Raw genomic sequence first — 18,212 nt, 5'->3', positions numbered from 1 at the left:
GTAGCTCCCCGGTGGAGGCAGGATTCGAGCCAAGTTGATCGGGCAGCCCCGGATCAGAGCTTGCTGCCCCCGACCGTCAGCCCGCCGATGAGGAGCGTCGGTTGCCCCACGCCGACGGGCACCCACTGACCCGCCTTGCCGCAGTTGCCGATGCCCGGGTCCAGCTTCAGGTCGTTGCCGACCGCTTGCACATGGCGGAGCGAGGTCGGGCCGTCGCCGATCAGCGTCGCGCCCTTCACCGGAGCGCCGACCTTGCCGTTCGTGACGCGATAGGCCTCGGTGCAGGAGAAAACGAACTTGCCGCTGGTGATATCGACCTGACCGCCGCCGAAGCCCACGGCCCAGATGCCGTCCTTCACGCGGGAGACGATCTCCTCCGGGTCATCGGGACCGGCGAGCATGTAGGTGTTGGTCATGCGGGGCATCGGCGCGTGGACATAGCTTTCCCGGCGACCGTTGCCTGTGGGCTCCACCCCCATCAGGCGCGCGTTCTGACGATCCTGCATATAGCCGACGAGGATGCCGTCCTCGATCAAGACGTTCTTGCGGGAGGGGGTGCCCTCGTCGTCGATGGTGATGGAGCCGCGGCGGTCCGGGATGGTGCCGTCATCCAGAACCGTCACCCCGGGCGCGGCGACACGCTCCCCCAGAAGCCCCGCGAAGGCGGAGGTCTTCTTGCGGTTGAAATCGCCCTCCAGCCCGTGGCCGACCGCCTCGTGCAGCAGGATGCCGGGCCAGCCGGGCCCGAGCGCCACATCCATGATGCCCGCAGGCGCCGCTTCCGCCCCGAGGTTCACCGTGGCGATGCGGAGCGCCTCCCGTGCGGCGGCCTGCCAGTTCTCCGGCGCAATCAGCCCGATCAGACCCGCGCGCCCGCCACCCCCTGCGGAGCCGGATTCGCGCCGTCCGCCTTCCTCGATCATCACCGAGATGTAGATGCGGGTCATGGGTCGGACATCGGCCAGCCGGAGGCCGTCGGGGCGGAGAATCTCCACCTCCTGATGGCTGGCGGCGAGGCTGGCGGAGACCTGCACCACCCGCGGATCGAGCGCGCGGACCCAATCGTCGATCTCCCGCAGCAGATCGACCTTGGCCGGGAAGGAGACGCCGTCGATCGGGTTTTCATCCGTGTAGAGGCGCCGGTTGGTGCCGGGCGGAGGCGGGGCCATCACGCCGCCGCCATCGCCCACCGCCAGCCGTGCCGTCTCCGCCATGCGGCGAAGCGCGGCCTCGCTGATCTCGGAGGAATGGGCATAGCCCGTCACATCGCCCTTCACGGCGCGCAGGCCAAAGCCTTCCGAGGCATCGTAACTCGCCGAGCGAATGCGCTGATCATCAAGCACCAGCGCCTCCGACCGGCGCCGTTCGAGGAAAATCTCGCCATCCTCCGCGCCCGAGAGCGTCTCGCGCAGCAACGCCAGCGCCCGCCCCTCATCGATCATCGTCTCGAACGGACGGAAGGAATCGGACATGGTCATGGAAGGAACCGTACTTTCTGTTCAGGAAGCGCCACACACGTTTTGCTTGTCGCGCATGACCTAATATGGTTTCAGGGGAAAGGGAAACAATGGGAAACTGCCGCAAGGCGGTTCAGGCACGGCTGACTGCTTTCCGGGGAAGTGCCGCGCCATATGGGACGGAGAACATGCGCCTTTCGACCACGCTTACGGGATTAGCCACGACTGTCGCCGCATCCCTCGCCAGCTTTGCCGCCAGCGCCCAGACCGCTGCAACTCCGCCCGATGGAATCGGGGGGCTTCCGGTCGTGGGCAAGCCGGTTGACGGCGCGATCGGCTTCCAGCCCGCCGCAACGGAACTTGCGCGCGACATCCACTGGCTCGACGATCTGCTGCTGTGGATCATTGTGCCGATCGTGCTGCTCGTCACCGTGCTTCTTGTATGGTGCATCCTGCGCTACAACGAGAAACGCAACCCGAAGCCCGCGCGCTTCACGCATAATTCACCGCTCGAGATCACCTGGACGATCGTGCCCATCCTGATCCTCGTGGTGATCGGCTCCTTCTCGCTGCCGATCCTGTTCAAGCAGCAGGAGATGCCGGAAGCGGATATCCGCATCAAGACGACCGGCTTCCAGTGGTACTGGGGTTACGAATATCCCGATGAAGGTATCGCCTTCGACAGCATCATGCTGCCCCGGGAGGAGCTTGCCGAAAACGGATACGCCGATTCGGACTACCTTCTTGCGGTGGATAACGCGGTGGTCGTTCCCACGGGCGCGACGGTCGTGATGCAGGTGACTGCGGCGGATGTGATCCACTCCTGGACGATCCCTGCCTTCGGCGTGAAGCAGGACGGTGTGCCCGGTCGCCTCGCTGAGCTCTGGTTCAAGGCGGAGCGAGAGGGTATCTACTTCGGCCAATGCTCGGAGTTGTGCGGAATCAACCACGCCTACATGCCGATCGTGGTGAAGGTCGTGAGCCCGCAGGTCTATGCCGACTGGCTGACCCGGGCCAAGGAAGAGTTCTCCGCCGATGCCGGTCCGCTCCCCTCGGAGCAGCCCGTGCGGCTGGCGCAGGCCGAATGAGGCAGGCCGACGACAGCCGGGAAGCCGGCTGACGCAGGCCCACTGACAAAAGGCGCGCCGCCCCGGTGACGCGCGGAGAGAAGGCAGGCATGAGCGACACGTTCCATCAACACGCGCAGACCCAGGGCGGGGAAGGCAGCTTCGGCGATTACCTTGCCCTGCTGAAGCCGCGGGTCATGTCGCTCGTCGTCTTCACCGCTCTCGTCGGATTGCTGGTGGCGCCGGTGCCGGTGCATCCGTTCATCGCCTTCACCTCCATCCTGTTCATCGCACTCGGCGGGGGTGCCTCGGGCGCGCTCAACATGTGGTGGGACAGCGATATCGACGCGGTGATGAAGCGCACCGCCAACCGTCCGGTGCCGTCCGGCCGCGTTGCGCGCGGCGAGGCGCTCGGTGTGGGGCTCGCGCTTTCCGGCCTGTCGGTGATGATGCTGGGGCTGGCAGCCAACTGGCTGGCGGCGGGGCTGCTGGCCTTCACCATCTTCTTCTATGCGGTAATCTACACGATCTGGCTGAAGCGGACGACACCGCAGAACATCGTCATCGGCGGGGCCGCGGGGGCATTCCCCCCCATGATCGGCTGGGCCGTCGCGACCGGCGGCGTGTCTGTCGAAAGCGTGCTGATGTTTCTCATCGTGTTCATGTGGACGCCGCCGCATTTCTGGGCGCTCGCTCTCTTCATGAACAGCGATTACGACCGTGCCGGGGTGCCAATGCTAACCGTTACCCATGGGCGGAAATCGACCCGGGCGCATATCCTCGTTTATACGCTGCTGCTCGCGCCGGTGGCGATCGGGGCGGGCTTCACCTCCATCGGCGGGCCGGTCTATCTGGCTGCGGCCGTCGTGCTGAACCTGCTCTTCGTGCTTGGCGCGGTCGATCTGTGGCGGCGGAACGAGCAGGTCGCGGAGGCCGACGGTTACCGCGCGGAGAAGCGGTTCTTCTCCTTCTCGCTTCTTTATCTCTTCCTGCATTTCAGCGCTTTCCTTGCGGAAGCCGCGCTGCGCTCCTTCGGTATGGGAGGCTGGTGAACATGGCGATCACCAAGGATCATGAGCTTCATCGCAGACGCTTCGGCCGGAATCTCGGGCTGGGCCTGAGCCTTGGCGCCTTCGTCGCCATCGTCTTCGGACTCACCATCGTGAAGATCGAGAACGGCGAGAGCATGGAGGGATTCGACCATAGCTACCGCCCCTCCATGGCGCAGCAGCAGGACGGGGGGCCGAAGCCGTGAAGAATTCTTTGAATGATGCCGTGCGGAGCCGTCGCATCGCCTTGCGGCTTGTCGGCGTCGTCGTCCTCATGGGGGCGCTCTCCTATGCGGCAGTGCCCTTCTACGACTGGTTCTGCCGGGTCACCGGCTTCGGCGGCACAACCAGCGTTGCCGCCACGGCACCGGATACGGTTCTGGATCGGACATTGCGCATCCGCTTCGACGCTTCGCTCGAACGCGGGATGCCCTGGCAGTTCAAGCCGATGGTCAACGAGATGGAAATCAAGATCGGCGAAACCGGTCTTGCCTTCTATGAGGCCTACAACCCGACCGACAAACCCGTGGCCGGACAGGCAAGCTACAATGTCACGCCCTATGCGGCCGGCGGGTATTTTGCCAAGATCGAATGTTTCTGCTTCACCGAGCAGGTGCTGCAGCCGGGTGAGCGGGTCCAGATGCCCGTCACGTTCTTCGTGGATCCGGCCATCGTGAACGATCGCGAGGGCAAATACGCCCATACGATCACCCTGTCCTATACATTCCACGTCCTGGATCTGCCCGAAGCTGTCCAGCAGACGTCGACGAACTGAACGAAGGCGCAGCGAGGGAAGAGCAATGGCGCATGTCAAAAATCACGACTATCACGTCCTCCCGCCATCAATCTGGCCGTTTCTGGCATCCGTCTCAGGCTTCGTCATGCTGTTTGGGGCGGTGCTCTGGATGCATGGCTCGGGGCCGTGGATCTTTCTGATCGGGGCAGTCGGCGTCGCTTATGTGATGGTCGGCTGGTGGGGCGACGTGATCCGGGAGAGCCGCGCGGGGGATCATACGGCGGTGGTCGATATCGGCCTGCGCTACGGTGTCATCCTGTTCATCATATCCGAGGTGATGTTCTTTGCCGCCTGGTTCTGGAACTTCTTCGCTCACGCGCTTTTCCCGATGGGAGTGATCGAGGGCACCGAGGTCATTCCGGGCACCTGGCCCCCTGCCGGCATCGAAACCTTCGATCCCTGGCACCTGCCGCTGATCAACACGCTGATCCTGCTGCTGTCGGGCTGCGCCGTCACCTGGGCGCACCACGCGCTGGTGCATGAGAACAACCGCAAGGACGTGGTGACGGGCCTGACCATTGCCGTCATCCTGGGTCTCATCTTCACGGTGTTTCAGGCCTACGAGTACAGCCATGCGGCTTTCGGCTTCTCGGGCAATATCTACGGGGCCACGTTCTTCATGGCGACGGGCTTCCATGGGGCGCATGTCATCATCGGGACGATTTTCCTCTTCGTCTGCCTGCTGCGTGCCCGCCGGGGAGATTTTACCCAGTCCAAGCATGTGGGCTTCGAGGCGGCGGCGTGGTATTGGCACTTCGTCGATGTGGTCTGGCTGTTCCTTTTCGCTTCCGTCTATATCTGGGGCGGCTGAGAAACACCTGCCGTTGCTAAATCAGGGCGCGGGCCGAAAGGCGCGCGCTTTTCCGTTGGAAAGGTTCTGTATGCGTCGCCTCTTCTGGCCCCTGATCCTCGGTCTGGTCGGCTGCGGCATTCTGGTGGCGCTCGGCATCTGGCAACTCCAGCGTCTCGCCTGGAAGGAGGAGATGCTGGCGCAGATTGACGCGGCCATCCTCGCCCCGCCGGTTCCCGTGCCGCTGCATCCCACCGCCGAGGGAGATCGCTATCTTCCCGTGACGGCAGTGGGCCGGTTCACCGACAAGGAAATCCTCGTGCTTTCCTCCCGTCAGGGAGAGGGGCCGGGCTACCGCGTCATCACCGCCTTCGTGACGGCGGACGGGCGGCGGATTCTCGTCGATCGGGGTTTCCTGCCGGAGATGGAGCGCGGCATTCCGCGCCCGGGGGTGGAGGCGACGATCACCGGCAACCTGCAGTGGCCACGTGACAGCGACAGCTACACCCCGCCGCCCGACGCGAAGACCGGCATCTGGTTCGCCCGCGACGTGCCCGCCATGGCCGAGCAACTTGAGACAGAGCCGCTGCTCGTCGTGCTCCGGACCTCCACGGAAATGACCCCGGCCGCAGAACCCGTCCCCGTGGGGGCGGAGGGCATTCCGAACAATCATCTGCAGTACGCTGTCACCTGGTTTCTGCTCGCCGTCGTCTGGGCGGGGATGACAGGCTACCTGCTCTGGCGTATCACGCGGGAAAACCACCGAAAGCCTGCCCAGCGAAAGCCTGCCCGATGACCTATATCTCAACCCGCGGGGCCGCGCCGGTCCTGTCCTTCGAAGCCGCGATGCTGACCGGCCTTGCCCGTGACGGCGGGCTCTATGTTCCGCAGACCATCCCCCAGATGACGCCGGTGGAAATCGCCGACCTGGCGGGCCAGAGCTATGAGGAAGCGGCCTTCCGCGTGATGCGCCCCTTCATCGGCGACACGTTCACGGATGAGGAGTTCCGGGCCATCATCGCGCGGGCCTATTCCGGGTTCGGTCATGCCGCGCGGGCGCCGCTCGTGCAGCTTCAACCCAATCACTTCCTGCTTGAGTTGTTCCACGGGCCGACGCTGGCCTTCAAGGACTTCGCGATGCAGCTCATCGGCCAGCTTTTTCAGGCCGCGCTCTCGCGGTCGGGCGAGCGGGTGACGATCGTCGGCGCGACCTCCGGCGACACCGGTTCCGCCGCTATCGAGGCCTTCCGCGGCCTGCCGAATGTGGATGTGTTCATCCTGTTCCCGAAGGGCCGTGTCTCGGAAGTGCAGCGGCGTCAGATGACGACCCCTGAGGAGGAAAATGTCCATGCCCTCGCGCTGGAAGGCGATTTCGACGATTGCCAGGCGCGGCTGAAGGACATGTTCAACGACTTCGCCTTCCGTGATTCTGTGCGGCTGGCCGGGGTGAACTCGATCAACTGGGCGCGGGTTCTGGCGCAGGTCGTCTATTACTTCACCTCGGCCGTGTCGCTGGGAGCGCCGCACCGGCTGGTGGATTTCACCGTGCCGACCGGCAATTTCGGCGACATCTTCGCAGGCCATATCGCCAAGCGCATGGGCCTGCCCATCGGGCAGCTGGTGATCGCCACCAACCAGAACGATATTCTGGATCGCGCGCTCCGCAGCGGCAGCTACCGCATGGAGGGGGTGCATCCCTCCATCTCGCCCTCCATGGACATTCAGGTCTCCTCCAACTTCGAGCGCGCGCTGTTCGAGGCGGCGGGGCGTGACGCGCGTGCCGTCACGCTGATGATGGAGGAGTTGAAATCGGGCGCCGGCTTCACCATTTCGCAAGGCATCCTTGAGACATTGCGCTCCACCTTCGCATCGGGGCGCGCGTCGGAAGAGGAGACCTCCGCAACGATTCGCCGCGTGAGGGAGACCACGGGGGAGCTCATCTGTCCGCATACGGCCGTTGGCGTGAAGGTGGCGGAGGAGCATCTCTCCGGCCCCGTGCCGATGGTCACGCTGGCCACCGCGCATCCCGCAAAATTTCCCGACGCGGTGGAAGCCGCGACGGGCATACGTCCCGCGCTACCGCCTCGCATGGCCGACCTGTTCGACCGGCCGGAGCGTGTGACGGACGTGCCGAACGATCTCGGGGCGCTCGAAGCCCTCATAAGGAAAAGGATCCGCTAATTGACCCGCATCACCACCCTCTCCAACGGCTTCCGCATCGTGACAGAGACCATGCCGGCGCTGAAGTCCGCCTCGCTCGGTGTCTGGATCACCGCAGGCGGCCGGCATGAGCGGGCGGAGGAGAACGGGATCGCCCATTTCCTCGAACACATGGCGTTCAAGGGCACGAAGAAGCGGACCGCCGTGCAGATCGCCGAGGCGATCGAGGATGTGGGCGGCTACATCAACGCCTATACCAGCCGCGAGATGACCGCCTATTACGCCCGCGTTCTGGGCGAGGATGTGGAACTGGCCTTCGACGTCATTTCCGACATCGTGCTGAACCCGGTTTTCGATCAGCGGGAGATCGACGTGGAGCGCCATGTCATCCTGCAGGAGATCGGTCAGGCACTGGATACGCCCGATGACATCATCTTCGACTGGCTTCAGGAGGCCGCTTTCGCGGATCAGCCGCTCGGGCGTTCGATCCTCGGCCCGGCGGAGCGGGTGAGCAGCTTCGGACAGCCCGAGCTTCGGCGTTTCGTGGCGGAGCATTATGGGCCGGACGAGATGATCCTCGCGGCGGCTGGAGCCGTCGATCACGATGCGATCGTGAAGCTGGCAGAAACCACTTTCGGTCAGCTTTCCCCGCTGCGGTCGCTGCGTCCCAGCACCGCGCACTTCACGGGCGGGGAGCGGCGGGAGGTGAAGGAACTGGAGCAGCTTCACTTCACGCTCGGGTTCGAGGGGCCGGGCTACCGGCACCCTGATTTCCACACCGCGCAGGTCTATGCCACGGCAATGGGCGGGGGCATGTCCTCCCGTCTGTTCCAGAAGATCCGGGAGGAGAAGGGGTTGTGCTACTCCATCTTCACCCAGGCGGGCGCCTATGACGAAACCGGGCTGATGACCATCTATGCCGGCACCTCGGCGGAGGAAATCGGCGCGCTGACCGAACTGACCATCGCCGAACTGCGCCGGGCCGCCGACGACATGTCGGAGGCAGAGGTGGCGCGGGCGCGGGCGCAGATGAAGGCGGGTCTGGTCATGGGGCTGGAGAGCGCCTCAGCCCGTGCGGAGCGGCTGGCGCGGCTGCTTGCCATCTTCGGACGTGTGCCTGATCTGGATGAAGCGGTCGCCCATATTGAGGATGTGACGCGGGACAAGGTGCGCGGCTACGCCGGGCGGCTGGTCACCGCGCCCTCCGCGATGGCGATCTACGGGCCTGACTCCGCCGCCCCCGAGCTTCAGCAATTGCGCATGGACCTTGCTGCCTGATGTTCGGACGGCGGCGTGTGCAGATCGACACGGCGCGGCTTGTACTGCGCCTGCCGGTCCACAGCGACTTCCGTGCCTGGTCCACGCTCCGGCGGGACAGCGCCGCCTTTCTGGTGCCCTGGGAACCCGCCTGGGCCCCTGACCATCTGGCGCGCAAGGCCTTCACCAACCGGGTCTACTGGTCCGCCCGCGCCCATGCCAACGGAACGGCCCTGCCGCTGTTTCTGATCCGCCGCGAGGATGGCGTGCTTGTTGGAGCCATCACACTCGACAATATCCGCCGCGGGCCTGCGCAATGCGGCGTACTGGGCTACTGGGTCGGCCAGCCCTTCGCCCGGCAGGGCTATATGCGGGAGGCGATCAACGCGGTCGTGATCCACGCCTTCACCGACCTGAACCTCAGCCGGATCGAGGCCGCCTGCCTGCCCGAAAATGCCGCGTCCCGCGGAGTGCTGGAAACGGCGGGGTTCAAGTATGAGGGCGTCGCGCAGAGCTATCTGCAGATCAACGGGCGCTGGCGGAACCACGTTCTCTACGCCAATCTCCGTCATGACCGGCGGGGACGCACCGACGCCGGATAGCCCGCTCGCGGAAATGTCAGGACGGAAATCGCGCATCTCGCCCTAGGCTTTTCGCGTTCCGGGAGATTGCCGATGCGCCTCGCCTCCGTCCTTGCAACGACGCTTGCGCTGATGCCCGCCCTGGCCGGGGCGCAGGAGAGCGGGCGCACGCCCAGCCATTGTGTTGCGCTCGCCGGGGGGACACCGCTGCTCCACAAGGCCTCCTGGCGCGACCCCGTGCCGGAGGAGACGGTCCGGCTGAGCTTCGTGAACCACGCCACCTATCTCCTTCAGACCGCGCGGGGTCTGAACCTTGCCACGGACTACACCGGGCGGCTCGGCGTGGACCTGGTGCCGGATGTGGTGACAATGAACAACGCGCATTCCACGCATTTCACCTGGAACCCGGACCCGCGTATCCCCCATGTCCTTCCCGGGTGGGAAGAGGATGGCTCCCCCGCCGACCGTTACCTGGATCTCGGCGAAATCCTCATCCGCAACGTGCCGACCACGACCCGCGATTTTCGCGGTGGGGAGCGGGATTTCGGCAACTCGATCTTCATCTTCGAGGCGGCTGGCCTGTGCATCGGCCATCTCGGCCATCTGCATCATGAGCCTACGCCGGAGCAATATGCGATGATCGGGCGGCTCGATGTGGTGATGGTGCCGGTGGATGGCGGATTGACGCTGGACCATCCGACGCTGATCCGGGCGCTGCAGCGGTTCCGCTCCTCGATCGTGCTGCCCATGCACTGGTTCGGCGAGGGGACGTTGCAACAGTTTCTGGATGGGATGTCGGGTTCCTTCCGCATATCCCGCGCCGGCACGAGCGAGTTGGAAGTTTCCCTCCGGTCGCTGCCTTCGGAGCCGACTGTGATCGTTCTGGAACCCCGCTGGCTGAATTAGGGAACCGGGGCTTGTCCGGGTGGACGGTCTGTGCTGTCTCCCGCGCATGGAGGTGCCCTCATGTTCAATTCCTCTCGGCTCAATCCCGCAGACGCCGGCTTCCTGACCAGGCTCGCATCCCGGCTGCCGCCCGACACGCTCCGGGCCCCCGAGCCGCGCGATCTAGAGGAGCCGCGCGGCCGCTGGCAGGGCCGGGCCGGGGCGGTCGCGCGCCCCCGGTCCACGGAGGAGGTGGCGGAGATCGTGCGTGCCGCGGCGGAGGCCCTTGTGCCCATCGTGCCGCTTGGCGGCGGCACCGGGCTGGTCGGCGGGCAGGTCATGGCAGAGGGGCTGCCGCTCCTGCTGTCGCTCGACCGGATGACCGCCATTCGGGGGGTCTGGCCGGAGGAAAACGTGCTGGAGGTGGAGGCGGGCGCGACCATCGAGGCCATTCACCACGCGGCGGAGGCTGCCGGGCGGCTGTTCCCTCTCACCCTCGCGTCTCAGGGGACAGCGCAGATCGGTGGCTGTCTGTCTACCAATGCGGGCGGGGTCAATGTTCTGCGCTACGGCACCGCACGGGAGCTATGCCTTGGGATAGAGGCGGTGCTGCCGGACGGCTCGATCATGCATGGGCTGAAACGGCTCAGGAAGGATAACACGGGCTATGACCTGCGCGGTCTGCTGATCGGGGCGGAGGGGACGCTGGGCATCATCACGGGTGCCATGCTGAAACTCTTTCCGCGTCCTGCCGCGACCGGAGCGGCGATGGTGGTGGTACCCGGCCCGGCGGAGGCCCTGTCGCTGCTCGCGCTTGCCCGTGATCGGATCGGGGAAGGGGTTTCGGCCTTTGAGCTGATCGGGCGCAACAGCTATGCGTTCATGGCGGAGACGATGCCGGATGTGCGTCTGCCTCTGCCGCTTCCCGGCTGGTCGGTGCTGATCGACCTCGGCCTGTCTTCGGGGGAACCGGCGGAAGTGCTCGAAGCACTGCTGGCGGAGGCGATGGAGCGCGGTCTGGTGACGGATGGGGTCATCGCCGCGTCGGAGGCCCAGCGGCAGGCCTTCTGGGCCTTCCGCGAAAGCATCCCGGAAGCCAATCGCCGAATCGGCGCGATCTCAAGCCACGATATTTCCGTCCCGCTGTCCCGGCTGGCTGATTTCATCGCGGAAGCGGAGGCAGCGCTCACCCCGGCCGGCGTCCGGATCAACTGTTTCGGCCATGTGGGCGACGGCAACCTGCATTTCAACCTGTTTCCGGCGGAAGGCCGCGGCCGGGCCGACTATGCCGCGCAGGCGGCGGACCTCGCACTCCTTGTCTATGACAAGGTGGCGGAACGAGGCGGCGCGTTCAGCGCGGAGCATGGCGTGGGTCGGGCGCGGACGGGCGATGTCGCGCATTATGGCGACCCTGCCCGGATCGCGGCGATGGCGGCGATCAAAAGGGCGCTTGATCCTCCGGGTATCCTCAATCCCGGCGTGATGATCCCAGCGGCAGCCATGGGTCACGCAGCTCTGGGTCAGTCGGAGTAGCGTTCCTCCGACCAGGGATCACCGCGCATGTGATAGCCGTTCCGCTCCCAGAATCCGGCGCGGTCGCGGCCGATGAATTCGATCCGCGTGAGCCATTTGGCGCTTTTCCAGAAGTAGAGATGCGGCACCACCAGCCGCATCGGGCCGCCATGGTCCCGCGTCAGCGGGGCGCCGTTCCAATGGGTGGCGAGCACCGTCTCCTCTGCGGCGAAATCGTCGAGCGGCAGGTTGGTCGTGTAGCCATCCGCGCTTTCCAGCAGCACGAATTCCGCCTCCGCCATCGGTTCCGCGAGGGCGAGGAGATCGCGCGTCAGCACGCCTTTCCACGGGTTGTCGTAGCGCGACCATGTGGTGACGCAATGAATGTCGGTGGTCAGCTCGTGCTGTGGCAGTGCGGTGAAGGCCGCCCAGTCGAGCGTGGTGCGGTTCCGGGCAAAGCCGGTGATCTCCAGCCGCCATCGGTCGAGCGGTATCTCCGGCTCCACGCCAAGGTCGAGCACCGGCCAGTCCTTGACCAGATGCTGACCGGGAGGAAGCCGTTCGCCCTCCGCGATGCGCCCGGCCGTGCCACGGCCGGTGAGGAAACGCCCCTCCTCCGCCCATTTCCGCTTCGTACGGGTCAGCTTGGTTTCATCGCTGTCGGACACGGCACCTCCGGTTCAGCCGCCGAGGGCCAGTTGTCCCGCGCGGAATGCCAGCCAGAACAACACGGTGAAATACACCATGGTTCCGAACATCATCACGTAGCCGCCGATGACCACCAGCCCGTCCCGCTGGATCATGCCGAGCGCGAGCAGCAGCACCGCAACGCCAGGCAGCGTGTTGGAGAAGGGAACGAAGCCGAACGGTGCCATCAGCAGCAGGCCCGACACCGCGATGGCGAGAGCGTTGATCCGGGTGACGAGGCCCCCTTCGGTCATCGCGTAAAGCCGGGGCTTGATGAAGCGGTTGATCCGCTCCACGATGTTCACGCCCCGCTCCAGCGCCGGTTTGAGCTTTTCCGTCGCAATCTCGCGGTCCAGCACCTTGCGCGGCAGCCACGGCATCCGGTTCAGCGTGACCGCGATGGCGATCAGGATGATCGCCGCGCCGAAGACGGTGGACACGCCGGGGATCGACACCGGGATCAGGAAGGGCAGGGCGGCAATGGCGCAGATCAGCAGAAGCCCCTGCTCCCCCATATCCTCCATCAGCGCGCGCAGCGTGATCGTCTTGCCCTGGATCCGCCCGATCGTGCCGCGCAGCGTCGTGCCGAGATCCTGATTGGTGTCGCTGAATTGCATGCCTTGTTCCCTGCTCCGCTGCCTGACTGCAGACTGCCTGTCCCGGCCCGGTTTGGCAATGCGTCGCTGCGGCGCAGAATGATGAGCACTGGAAACCTGCGGAGACGGGCGCTACCCCTGATGCCGACCCCTCATCATGCGAGACAGACCATGCCCAGACCCGTGACGCTTCAGCTTTCGCCCCTTACCGGACAGCCGCAGGAGGATCTCGCCGTCGTCGCCGAGCTGGTTCGCGATACGGGCGCCGAAATGCCGGAGGTCGAAGCGGTGGTGACCTTCGCCGCAGAAGGTGTGCCGGCGGAGGTGCTGTCAAGGCTCCCCAATGTGAAGATGATCTCGGTCTTCGGCGTCGGCACCGACAAGCTCGATCTGGAGGAATGCAGGCGTCGCGGCATCATCGTCGCCACCACCCGGGGCACGCTGAACGACGACGTGGCCGATTGCGCGCTCATGCTCACCATCGCGCTGCACCGGGAGCTTCTGCCGCAGGACCGCTTTGCCCGCGACGGCGGCTGGGCGCGGGAGGGCAAGGCCTGGCTCACCCATACCATGGCGGGCAAGAAGCTCGGCATCTTCGGGATGGGCGACATCGGGGTGGAGATCGCCCGCCGGGCCGAGGCCTTCCGGATGGAGGTGGGCTACCACAACCGCAGCAGGCGCGACGCGCCGCAGCGCTATTTCGATACTCTTGCGGGGCTGGCGGACTGGTGCGACACGCTGGTGCTGGCCGCGCCGGGCACGGCGGAAACCTTCCATGTCGTCGATGCCGCCATGCTGGACAGGATCGGGCCGCAAGGCTTCCTGGTGAACATCGCGCGCGGGCAACTGGTGGACGAGGCGGCCCTGGTCGCGGCGCTGGACGCGGGCCGGATCGCGGGGGCAGGGCTCGATGTGTTCGAGGACGAGCCGCGTCCGCATCCCGGCCTCATCGCCTCTCCCCGCACCGTGCTCACCCCCCATGCCGCCAGCGCGACTGTGGAGACACGCACCCGAATGGCGGGAAAGGTCGTATCGAATCTGCGGGATTATATCGAGGGCCGCGCCATGGATGCGCGTATCGTGTGACTTTACGGCGCGGGTTTCGGCCCGCGCCATGTCCTGTGACATTGCAGAGCGCGTTTCGTGAACATATCATGAACGAATGACGCGACTCACCCTGAACGAAAAGCTCGCGATCCTGTCGGACGCGGCGAAATACGACGCCTCCTGTGCCTCCAGCGGGTCTGACCGGTCGGGAGGCGGTGGCATGGGCATTTGCCACGCCTATGCGCCGGACGGGCGCTGCATCTCCCTGTTGAAGGTGCTGCTGACCAACTTCTGCATCTACGACTGTGTGTATTGCGTGAACCGCGCTTCCTCCAATGTGCGGCGGGCGCGGTTCACGGTGGAGGAGATCGTGGGCCTCACGCTCGATTTCTACCGGCGGAACTATGTCGAGGGGCTGTTCCTGTCATCCGGCATCATCCGCTCCCCCGACGAGACGATGGCAGAGATGGTGAGGGTGGCGCGGGATCTGCGTCAGACCCATGGTTTCCGGGGCTATATCCATCTGAAGACCATTCCCGATGCCGCGCCCGAATTGGTGCGGCAGGCGGGACTGTTCGCGGACCGGGTTTCCATCAATATCGAACTTCCACGGGATGAAAGCCTTCGCCATCTCGCACCGGAAAAGGACGCCGCCAGCATCCGCCGCGCCATGGGCGCGGTGCGGCTGGAGCGGGAGGCCGCCAGGGATGTGAGCCATCGCGGCACCTCAGCCCCGCAATTCGCCCCGGCCGGCCAATCCACCCAGATGATCGTCGGCGCGGACGGCACGGATGACGCGGCGATTCTCGGGCAGGCCGCGCGGCTATACTCCTCCTATGCCCTGTCGCGGGTGTATTACTCCGCCTTTTCGCCGATCCCGGATGCCTCGGCGCGGCTGCCGCTCGTCCGTCCGCCGCTGATGCGGGAGCACCGGCTGTATCAGGCGGACTGGCTGCTGCGCTTCTACGGGTTCGGGGTGGAGGAGGTGACGCCGCAAACCGGCATGCTGGATCTCGCCTGCGATCCCAAGCTTGCATGGGCGCTTGCCAATCAGGATCGTTTCCCGGTGGATGTGAACCGGGCGGAGCGGGAATTGCTGCTTCGCGTGCCGGGCTTCGGCGTCAAGACGGTGGATCGCATCCTGTCCAGCAGGCGGGAGCGGCGGCTCCGCTATGAGGATTTGCTCCGGCTCGGCGCGGCGATGCGGAAGGCCGCGCCCTTCGTCACCGCGGAAGGCTGGCGGCCCACGCGCCGCCCGGAGGTGCCTCTGCCCGCCCCCCGTCAGCTGGAACTGTTCTGATGCGGCAGGTGGTGCTGCCCGCCTTCGGCACATTCGCCGTCTGGCGGGACGCCGCCCGCGCGCTTGCGGGGGCGGGCATTCCGGCGGAGGAGGTGAGCTTTACCCGCGATGCCACGCCGGGATTGCTGGGGCAGGAGCACCCGCTGCCGCCGTCGCAACGCCAGCTCCGCGTCCCCCGTGCGTTTCTCGATCTGGCGGAGGCGGTCTCCTGTCATCGCGACGCTACGGCGCATGACCGGCTGTACGCCCTGCTTCTGCGGCTTCAGGATGCACCGGGGTTGCTGGGCGACCGTGCCGATCCGATGGTCGACGGGGCAAGACGCATGGAGAAGTCGGTTCGTCGCGACATTCACAAGATGCACGCGTTTCTCCGCTTCCGCGCGCTGCCGGAGGAGGAAGGGCGGCTTCGTTTCGCCGCATGGTTCGAGCCGCAGCACTTCATCACCGAACGGGCAGTGCCGTTCTTTGCCGAGCGTCATGCGCAGATGGATTTCCTGATCGCAACGCCGGAGATGACCGCCTTCTGGCAAGGGGGGCGGCTGACATTCGGCCCTCCCTCCCCACGCCCTGATCTTCCGCCCGATGGGGCGGAGGCGCTGTGGCACACCTATTTCGTCTCCATCTTCAACCCCGCGCGGCTGAAGGTGAAGGCGATGACGGCGGAAATGCCCCGCCGCTACTGGAAGAACCTGCCCGAGACATCGCTGATCCCCGGCATGATCGCCGATGCCCCCCGCCGCACGGCGGAGATGCGGGGCGCGCTGCCGACGATGCCGCCCGCCCATGCGCTTCGTCTCGCGGCCGCGCGCAGCCCCTCGCCGCCTGAACTGTCGGCCGATCTGCCGCCGCTGGCCGAGGCGCGGCGTCAGGCGGCGGTCTGCACACGCTGCGACCTTTGCCATAATGCGACGCAGACTGTCTTCGGCGAGGGTCCGGCGGATGCCGGACTGATGATCGTGGGCGAGCAGCCGGGCGATCAGGAGGATCTCGCGGGACGGCCCTTTGTCGGCCCGGCGGGGCAGCTTTTCGACCGCGTGGCGCAGGAGGTCGGGCTGTCGCGGGAGCAGGCATGGATCACCAATGCGGTGAAGCACTTCAAATTCCTGCCGCGCGGCAAGCGCCGCCTGCACCAGCGCCCCAATGGCGGCGAAATCATGGCCTGCCGTTGGTGGCTCGACATAGAGCGGGCGCGACTCCGTCCGCGGCTGATTGTCGGGATGGGTGCCACGGCGGCCGAGGCATTGACCGGGAACGGCAAGGGGCTGACGCAGCGGCGGGGAAAGTTCGAACGGGACACGACCGGCGCGCCGCTCCTTCTGACCTGGCACCCCTCCTATCTCCTGCGTGTGCCGGAGCCAGAGATGCGGCTCGCCGCCGAGCGGCAATTCCGCAGCGATCTTGCCACGGCGCTCGACTTCCTGCGGGACGCGGCGTGAGCGGGGGCATTCGCGCTTGTGTCCCCTGTCCTCACGCCCTATCCCTGACCGGCGATCCGGGCACGGGCCGAGCCCTCCGGCAAGCCATGTTCTTCAGGGAGAAGCCTGTGATCCGCCAGACCGCCAAGAGCGTAGCCGCCCTTGCCCTTCTTACGGCACTTGTCGCCGGCTGCGGCCCCGCCCCGATTCCCTCGGGTATCAATGATCCGCATGAAGATGGTAACCGCCGTCGCCACTCCTTCAACATCGGGGTGGACAAAGTGCTCTACCGCCCCGCGTCGGAGGTTTACGGCACCATCGTCCCGCCGCCGATCCGCGACGGTGTCGCCAACGTATCCTCCAACCTCGGCCTGCCGAGCGAGGCGATCAACGGCGCGCTTCAGGGGCGCCCCCAGACCTTTGCCCAGAACGGCCTGCGGTTCGTGGTGAACTCGACGATCGGGGTGCTCGGCCTTCTCGATCCGGCGACCTCCATGGGACTGCCGCGGATCGAAACGGACTTCGGCGAGACCCTGCACGTCTGGGGCATGCGAGAGGGCAGCTACGTCGAGCTGCCGTTCCTCGGACCCTCCACCAACCGCGATGTGGCGGGCATGGTCGTGGACGTGGTCAGCAACCCGCTTGGCCTGTTCGCGGAAAGCCCGGTGCCGGAGATCGCGACAGTGTCACGCGTGGGGCGGCTGCTCGGAACACGATATGCTTACTCGGATTTCGTGGACTCCATCCTATATGACAGCGCCGACAGCTATGCGCAGGCCCGACTTCTCTACCTTCAGTCGCGGCGCGCCAAGCTGCGAGGAGACCAATCATCGGAGGCTGATGCCTATGACCCTTACGACGACCTCTACGGCACTTCGTCCCAGACGAGCGGCACGGACGACATCTATTCCGACACCTACGACCCCTATGCCGCTCTTGGCCGCTGAGGGGCCTTCGCGCCGGAGCGTGCTGACGATGATCGGTGCCGGTCTGTTGGTCGCCACGCTGCCCGCCGGCCGCGCTCTGGCGCTGACGACGGGAGAGGCTCGCGCGCTGATCGACAGGTTGGTGGCCGACATCAACCGCATCATTTCCTCCGGCATGCCGGAGCAGGCGATGTACAAGGAGTTCGAGCGCGTCTTTTCCCAGTATGCCGACGTGCCGACCATCGCGGCAAGCTGCCTCGGCCCGAAGGCGCGGCAGACGCCGGCCGCACAGATGCGCGCTTATACCCAGGCCTTCCAGGGCTATATCGCCCGCAAGTACGGCAAGCGTTTCCGCGACTTCATCGGCGGGCAGATCGAAGTGACGGGCTCCCGCCAGGTCAACAGCTTCTTCGAGGTGACCTCCGTGGCCCGCCTGCGCGGGCAGCAACCGTTCGATGTCCGCTGGCAGGTGTCCGATCGCAGCGGCGCCAACAAGTTCTTCAACCTCATCATCGAGGGAGTGAACATGCTGGCAACGGAACGGACGGAGGTTCAGGCGATGCTCGACCAGAATGGCGGCGATATCGCCCGTCTGACGGCGGCGCTGCAACGCGCGGGCTGAAGCCGGGCCGTAGACCGTATCGAAACCAGAAAGGCCGGGGGCATTGACCCCCGGCCTTTTGCGTT

Annotated in this window: 19 protein-coding genes; 16 read left to right on the top strand and 3 right to left on the bottom strand. The window is 65.8% G+C overall.

The genetic code is table 11. The features are described 5' to 3' along the window. Positions 1-53: 53 nt before the first annotated feature. Complete coding sequence (gene tldD, locus CN97_RS07940; RefSeq protein WP_035709638.1) at positions 54-1,472, bottom strand: metalloprotease TldD; 1,419 nt, start codon at positions 1,470-1,472, stop codon at positions 54-56. Positions 1,473-1,645: 173 nt separating this feature from the next. On the opposite strand from tldD, the gene coxB reads away from it, so the two are divergent. The 11 genes from coxB (at position 1,646) to CN97_RS07885 (ending at position 11,575) form a co-directional block, all read left to right on the top strand. Continuing rightward, positions 1,646-2,545, top strand: a complete 900-nt coding sequence (gene coxB / locus CN97_RS07935) for a cytochrome c oxidase subunit II (RefSeq protein ID WP_035709636.1) — start codon at positions 1,646-1,648, stop codon at positions 2,543-2,545. Between the two features lie 89 nt (positions 2,546-2,634). Further along, a complete protein-coding gene (gene cyoE, locus CN97_RS07930) occupies positions 2,635-3,576 on the top strand; it encodes a heme o synthase (RefSeq protein ID WP_035709419.1) in 942 nt (313 codons plus the stop codon). A 2-nt stretch (positions 3,577-3,578) separates the two neighbouring features. Next, complete coding sequence (locus CN97_RS07925) at positions 3,579-3,779, top strand: hypothetical protein (RefSeq protein ID WP_035709416.1); 201 nt, start codon at positions 3,579-3,581, stop codon at positions 3,777-3,779. Further along, on the top strand, positions 3,776-4,348 hold the full coding sequence (locus tag CN97_RS07920) for a cytochrome c oxidase assembly protein (RefSeq protein ID WP_254915486.1): 573 nt from the start codon (positions 3,776-3,778) through the stop codon (positions 4,346-4,348). The genes CN97_RS07925 and CN97_RS07920 overlap by 4 nt, the downstream gene beginning before the upstream one ends. A 25-nt stretch (positions 4,349-4,373) precedes the next feature. Next, the gene (locus tag CN97_RS07915) at positions 4,374-5,180 is read left to right on the top strand and encodes a cytochrome c oxidase subunit 3 (protein WP_035709413.1); all 807 of its coding nucleotides are present in this window, start codon (positions 4,374-4,376) and stop codon (positions 5,178-5,180) included. 70 nt (positions 5,181-5,250) lie between these two features. Then, positions 5,251-5,955 (top strand): SURF1 family protein, encoded by a 705-nt coding sequence (locus CN97_RS07910; protein ID WP_051911052.1) that lies wholly within the window; start codon positions 5,251-5,253, stop codon positions 5,953-5,955. After that, positions 5,952-7,340, top strand: a complete 1,389-nt coding sequence (gene thrC, locus CN97_RS07905; RefSeq protein ID WP_035709410.1) for a threonine synthase — start codon at positions 5,952-5,954, stop codon at positions 7,338-7,340. The genes CN97_RS07910 and thrC overlap by 4 nt, the downstream gene beginning before the upstream one ends. Further along, positions 7,341-8,597: a M16 family metallopeptidase gene (locus tag CN97_RS07900; protein ID WP_035709407.1), complete on the top strand. Its 1,257-nt coding sequence runs from the start codon at positions 7,341-7,343 to the stop codon at positions 8,595-8,597. Next, entirely contained in the window at positions 8,597-9,178 is a 582-nt protein-coding gene (locus CN97_RS07895; RefSeq protein WP_088217222.1) for a GNAT family N-acetyltransferase, read from the top strand. Before CN97_RS07900 ends, CN97_RS07895 begins: the two co-directional genes overlap by 1 nt. Before the next feature lie 72 nt (positions 9,179-9,250). Then, positions 9,251-10,063 carry an MBL fold metallo-hydrolase gene (locus CN97_RS07890; RefSeq protein WP_084684040.1) on the top strand — a complete coding sequence of 271 codons (813 nt, stop codon included), beginning with the start codon at positions 9,251-9,253 and terminating at the stop codon, positions 10,061-10,063. 60 nt (positions 10,064-10,123) lie between these two features. Next, entirely contained in the window at positions 10,124-11,575 is a 1,452-nt protein-coding gene (locus CN97_RS07885; protein ID WP_035709403.1) for an FAD-binding oxidoreductase, read from the top strand. Here the strand turns inward: CN97_RS07885 and CN97_RS07880 are convergent. Beyond that, entirely contained in the window at positions 11,563-12,222 is a 660-nt protein-coding gene (locus tag CN97_RS07880) for a sulfite oxidase-like oxidoreductase (protein WP_035709400.1), read from the bottom strand. The genes CN97_RS07885 and CN97_RS07880 overlap by 13 nt on opposite strands. A 12-nt stretch (positions 12,223-12,234) precedes the next feature. Continuing rightward, a complete protein-coding gene (locus tag CN97_RS07875) occupies positions 12,235-12,858 on the bottom strand; it encodes an exopolysaccharide biosynthesis protein (protein WP_035709398.1) in 624 nt (207 codons plus the stop codon). A gap of 150 nt (positions 12,859-13,008) precedes the next feature. Here CN97_RS07875 and CN97_RS07870 point away from each other — a divergent pair, with 150 nt between their 5' ends. The 5 genes from CN97_RS07870 to CN97_RS07850 all read left to right on the top strand — a co-directional run bounded on the left by CN97_RS07870 (position 13,009) and on the right by CN97_RS07850 (position 18,147). Continuing rightward, positions 13,009-13,923, top strand: a complete 915-nt coding sequence (locus tag CN97_RS07870) for a 2-hydroxyacid dehydrogenase (protein WP_051911051.1) — start codon at positions 13,009-13,011, stop codon at positions 13,921-13,923. A 76-nt stretch (positions 13,924-13,999) separates the two neighbouring features. Next, positions 14,000-15,184 (top strand): putative DNA modification/repair radical SAM protein, encoded by a 1,185-nt coding sequence (locus CN97_RS07865; protein ID WP_035709396.1) that lies wholly within the window; start codon positions 14,000-14,002, stop codon positions 15,182-15,184. After that, positions 15,184-16,620, top strand: a complete 1,437-nt coding sequence (locus CN97_RS07860; protein ID WP_035709394.1) for a UdgX family uracil-DNA binding protein — start codon at positions 15,184-15,186, stop codon at positions 16,618-16,620. Before CN97_RS07865 ends, CN97_RS07860 begins: the two co-directional genes overlap by 1 nt. A 107-nt stretch (positions 16,621-16,727) precedes the next feature. After that, positions 16,728-17,546: an MlaA family lipoprotein gene (locus tag CN97_RS07855; RefSeq protein ID WP_242685194.1), complete on the top strand. Its 819-nt coding sequence runs from the start codon at positions 16,728-16,730 to the stop codon at positions 17,544-17,546. Between the two features lie 28 nt (positions 17,547-17,574). After that, positions 17,575-18,147 (top strand): MlaC/ttg2D family ABC transporter substrate-binding protein, encoded by a 573-nt coding sequence (locus CN97_RS07850; protein WP_242685193.1) that lies wholly within the window; start codon positions 17,575-17,577, stop codon positions 18,145-18,147. The last annotated feature ends 65 nt before the right edge of the window (positions 18,148-18,212 follow it).

This window comes from Haematobacter massiliensis (assembly GCF_000740795.1).
Taxonomy (GTDB): Bacteria; Pseudomonadota; Alphaproteobacteria; order Rhodobacterales; family Rhodobacteraceae; genus Haematobacter; species Haematobacter massiliensis.
This window is presented reverse-complemented; position numbering and strand designations above follow the sequence as displayed.

Coding starts and splice junctions, on each gene's coding strand:
- tldD (WP_035709638.1), bottom strand. CDS start 1,472: ATGTCCGATTCCTTCCGTCCGTTCGAGACGATGATCGATGAGGGGCGG.
- coxB (WP_035709636.1), top strand. CDS start 1,646: ATGCGCCTTTCGACCACGCTTACGGGATTAGCCACGACTGTCGCCGCA.
- cyoE (WP_035709419.1), top strand. CDS start 2,635: ATGAGCGACACGTTCCATCAACACGCGCAGACCCAGGGCGGGGAAGGC.
- CN97_RS07925 (WP_035709416.1), top strand. CDS start 3,579: ATGGCGATCACCAAGGATCATGAGCTTCATCGCAGACGCTTCGGCCGG.
- CN97_RS07915 (WP_035709413.1), top strand. CDS start 4,374: ATGGCGCATGTCAAAAATCACGACTATCACGTCCTCCCGCCATCAATC.
- CN97_RS07910 (WP_051911052.1), top strand. CDS start 5,251: ATGCGTCGCCTCTTCTGGCCCCTGATCCTCGGTCTGGTCGGCTGCGGC.
- thrC (WP_035709410.1), top strand. CDS start 5,952: ATGACCTATATCTCAACCCGCGGGGCCGCGCCGGTCCTGTCCTTCGAA.
- CN97_RS07895 (WP_088217222.1), top strand. CDS start 8,597: ATGTTCGGACGGCGGCGTGTGCAGATCGACACGGCGCGGCTTGTACTG.
- CN97_RS07890 (WP_084684040.1), top strand. CDS start 9,251: ATGCGCCTCGCCTCCGTCCTTGCAACGACGCTTGCGCTGATGCCCGCC.
- CN97_RS07885 (WP_035709403.1), top strand. CDS start 10,124: ATGTTCAATTCCTCTCGGCTCAATCCCGCAGACGCCGGCTTCCTGACC.
- CN97_RS07875 (WP_035709398.1), bottom strand. CDS start 12,858: ATGCAATTCAGCGACACCAATCAGGATCTCGGCACGACGCTGCGCGGC.
- CN97_RS07870 (WP_051911051.1), top strand. CDS start 13,009: ATGCCCAGACCCGTGACGCTTCAGCTTTCGCCCCTTACCGGACAGCCG.
- CN97_RS07865 (WP_035709396.1), top strand. CDS start 14,000: ATGACGCGACTCACCCTGAACGAAAAGCTCGCGATCCTGTCGGACGCG.
- CN97_RS07860 (WP_035709394.1), top strand. CDS start 15,184: ATGCGGCAGGTGGTGCTGCCCGCCTTCGGCACATTCGCCGTCTGGCGG.
- CN97_RS07850 (WP_242685193.1), top strand. CDS start 17,575: ATGATCGGTGCCGGTCTGTTGGTCGCCACGCTGCCCGCCGGCCGCGCT.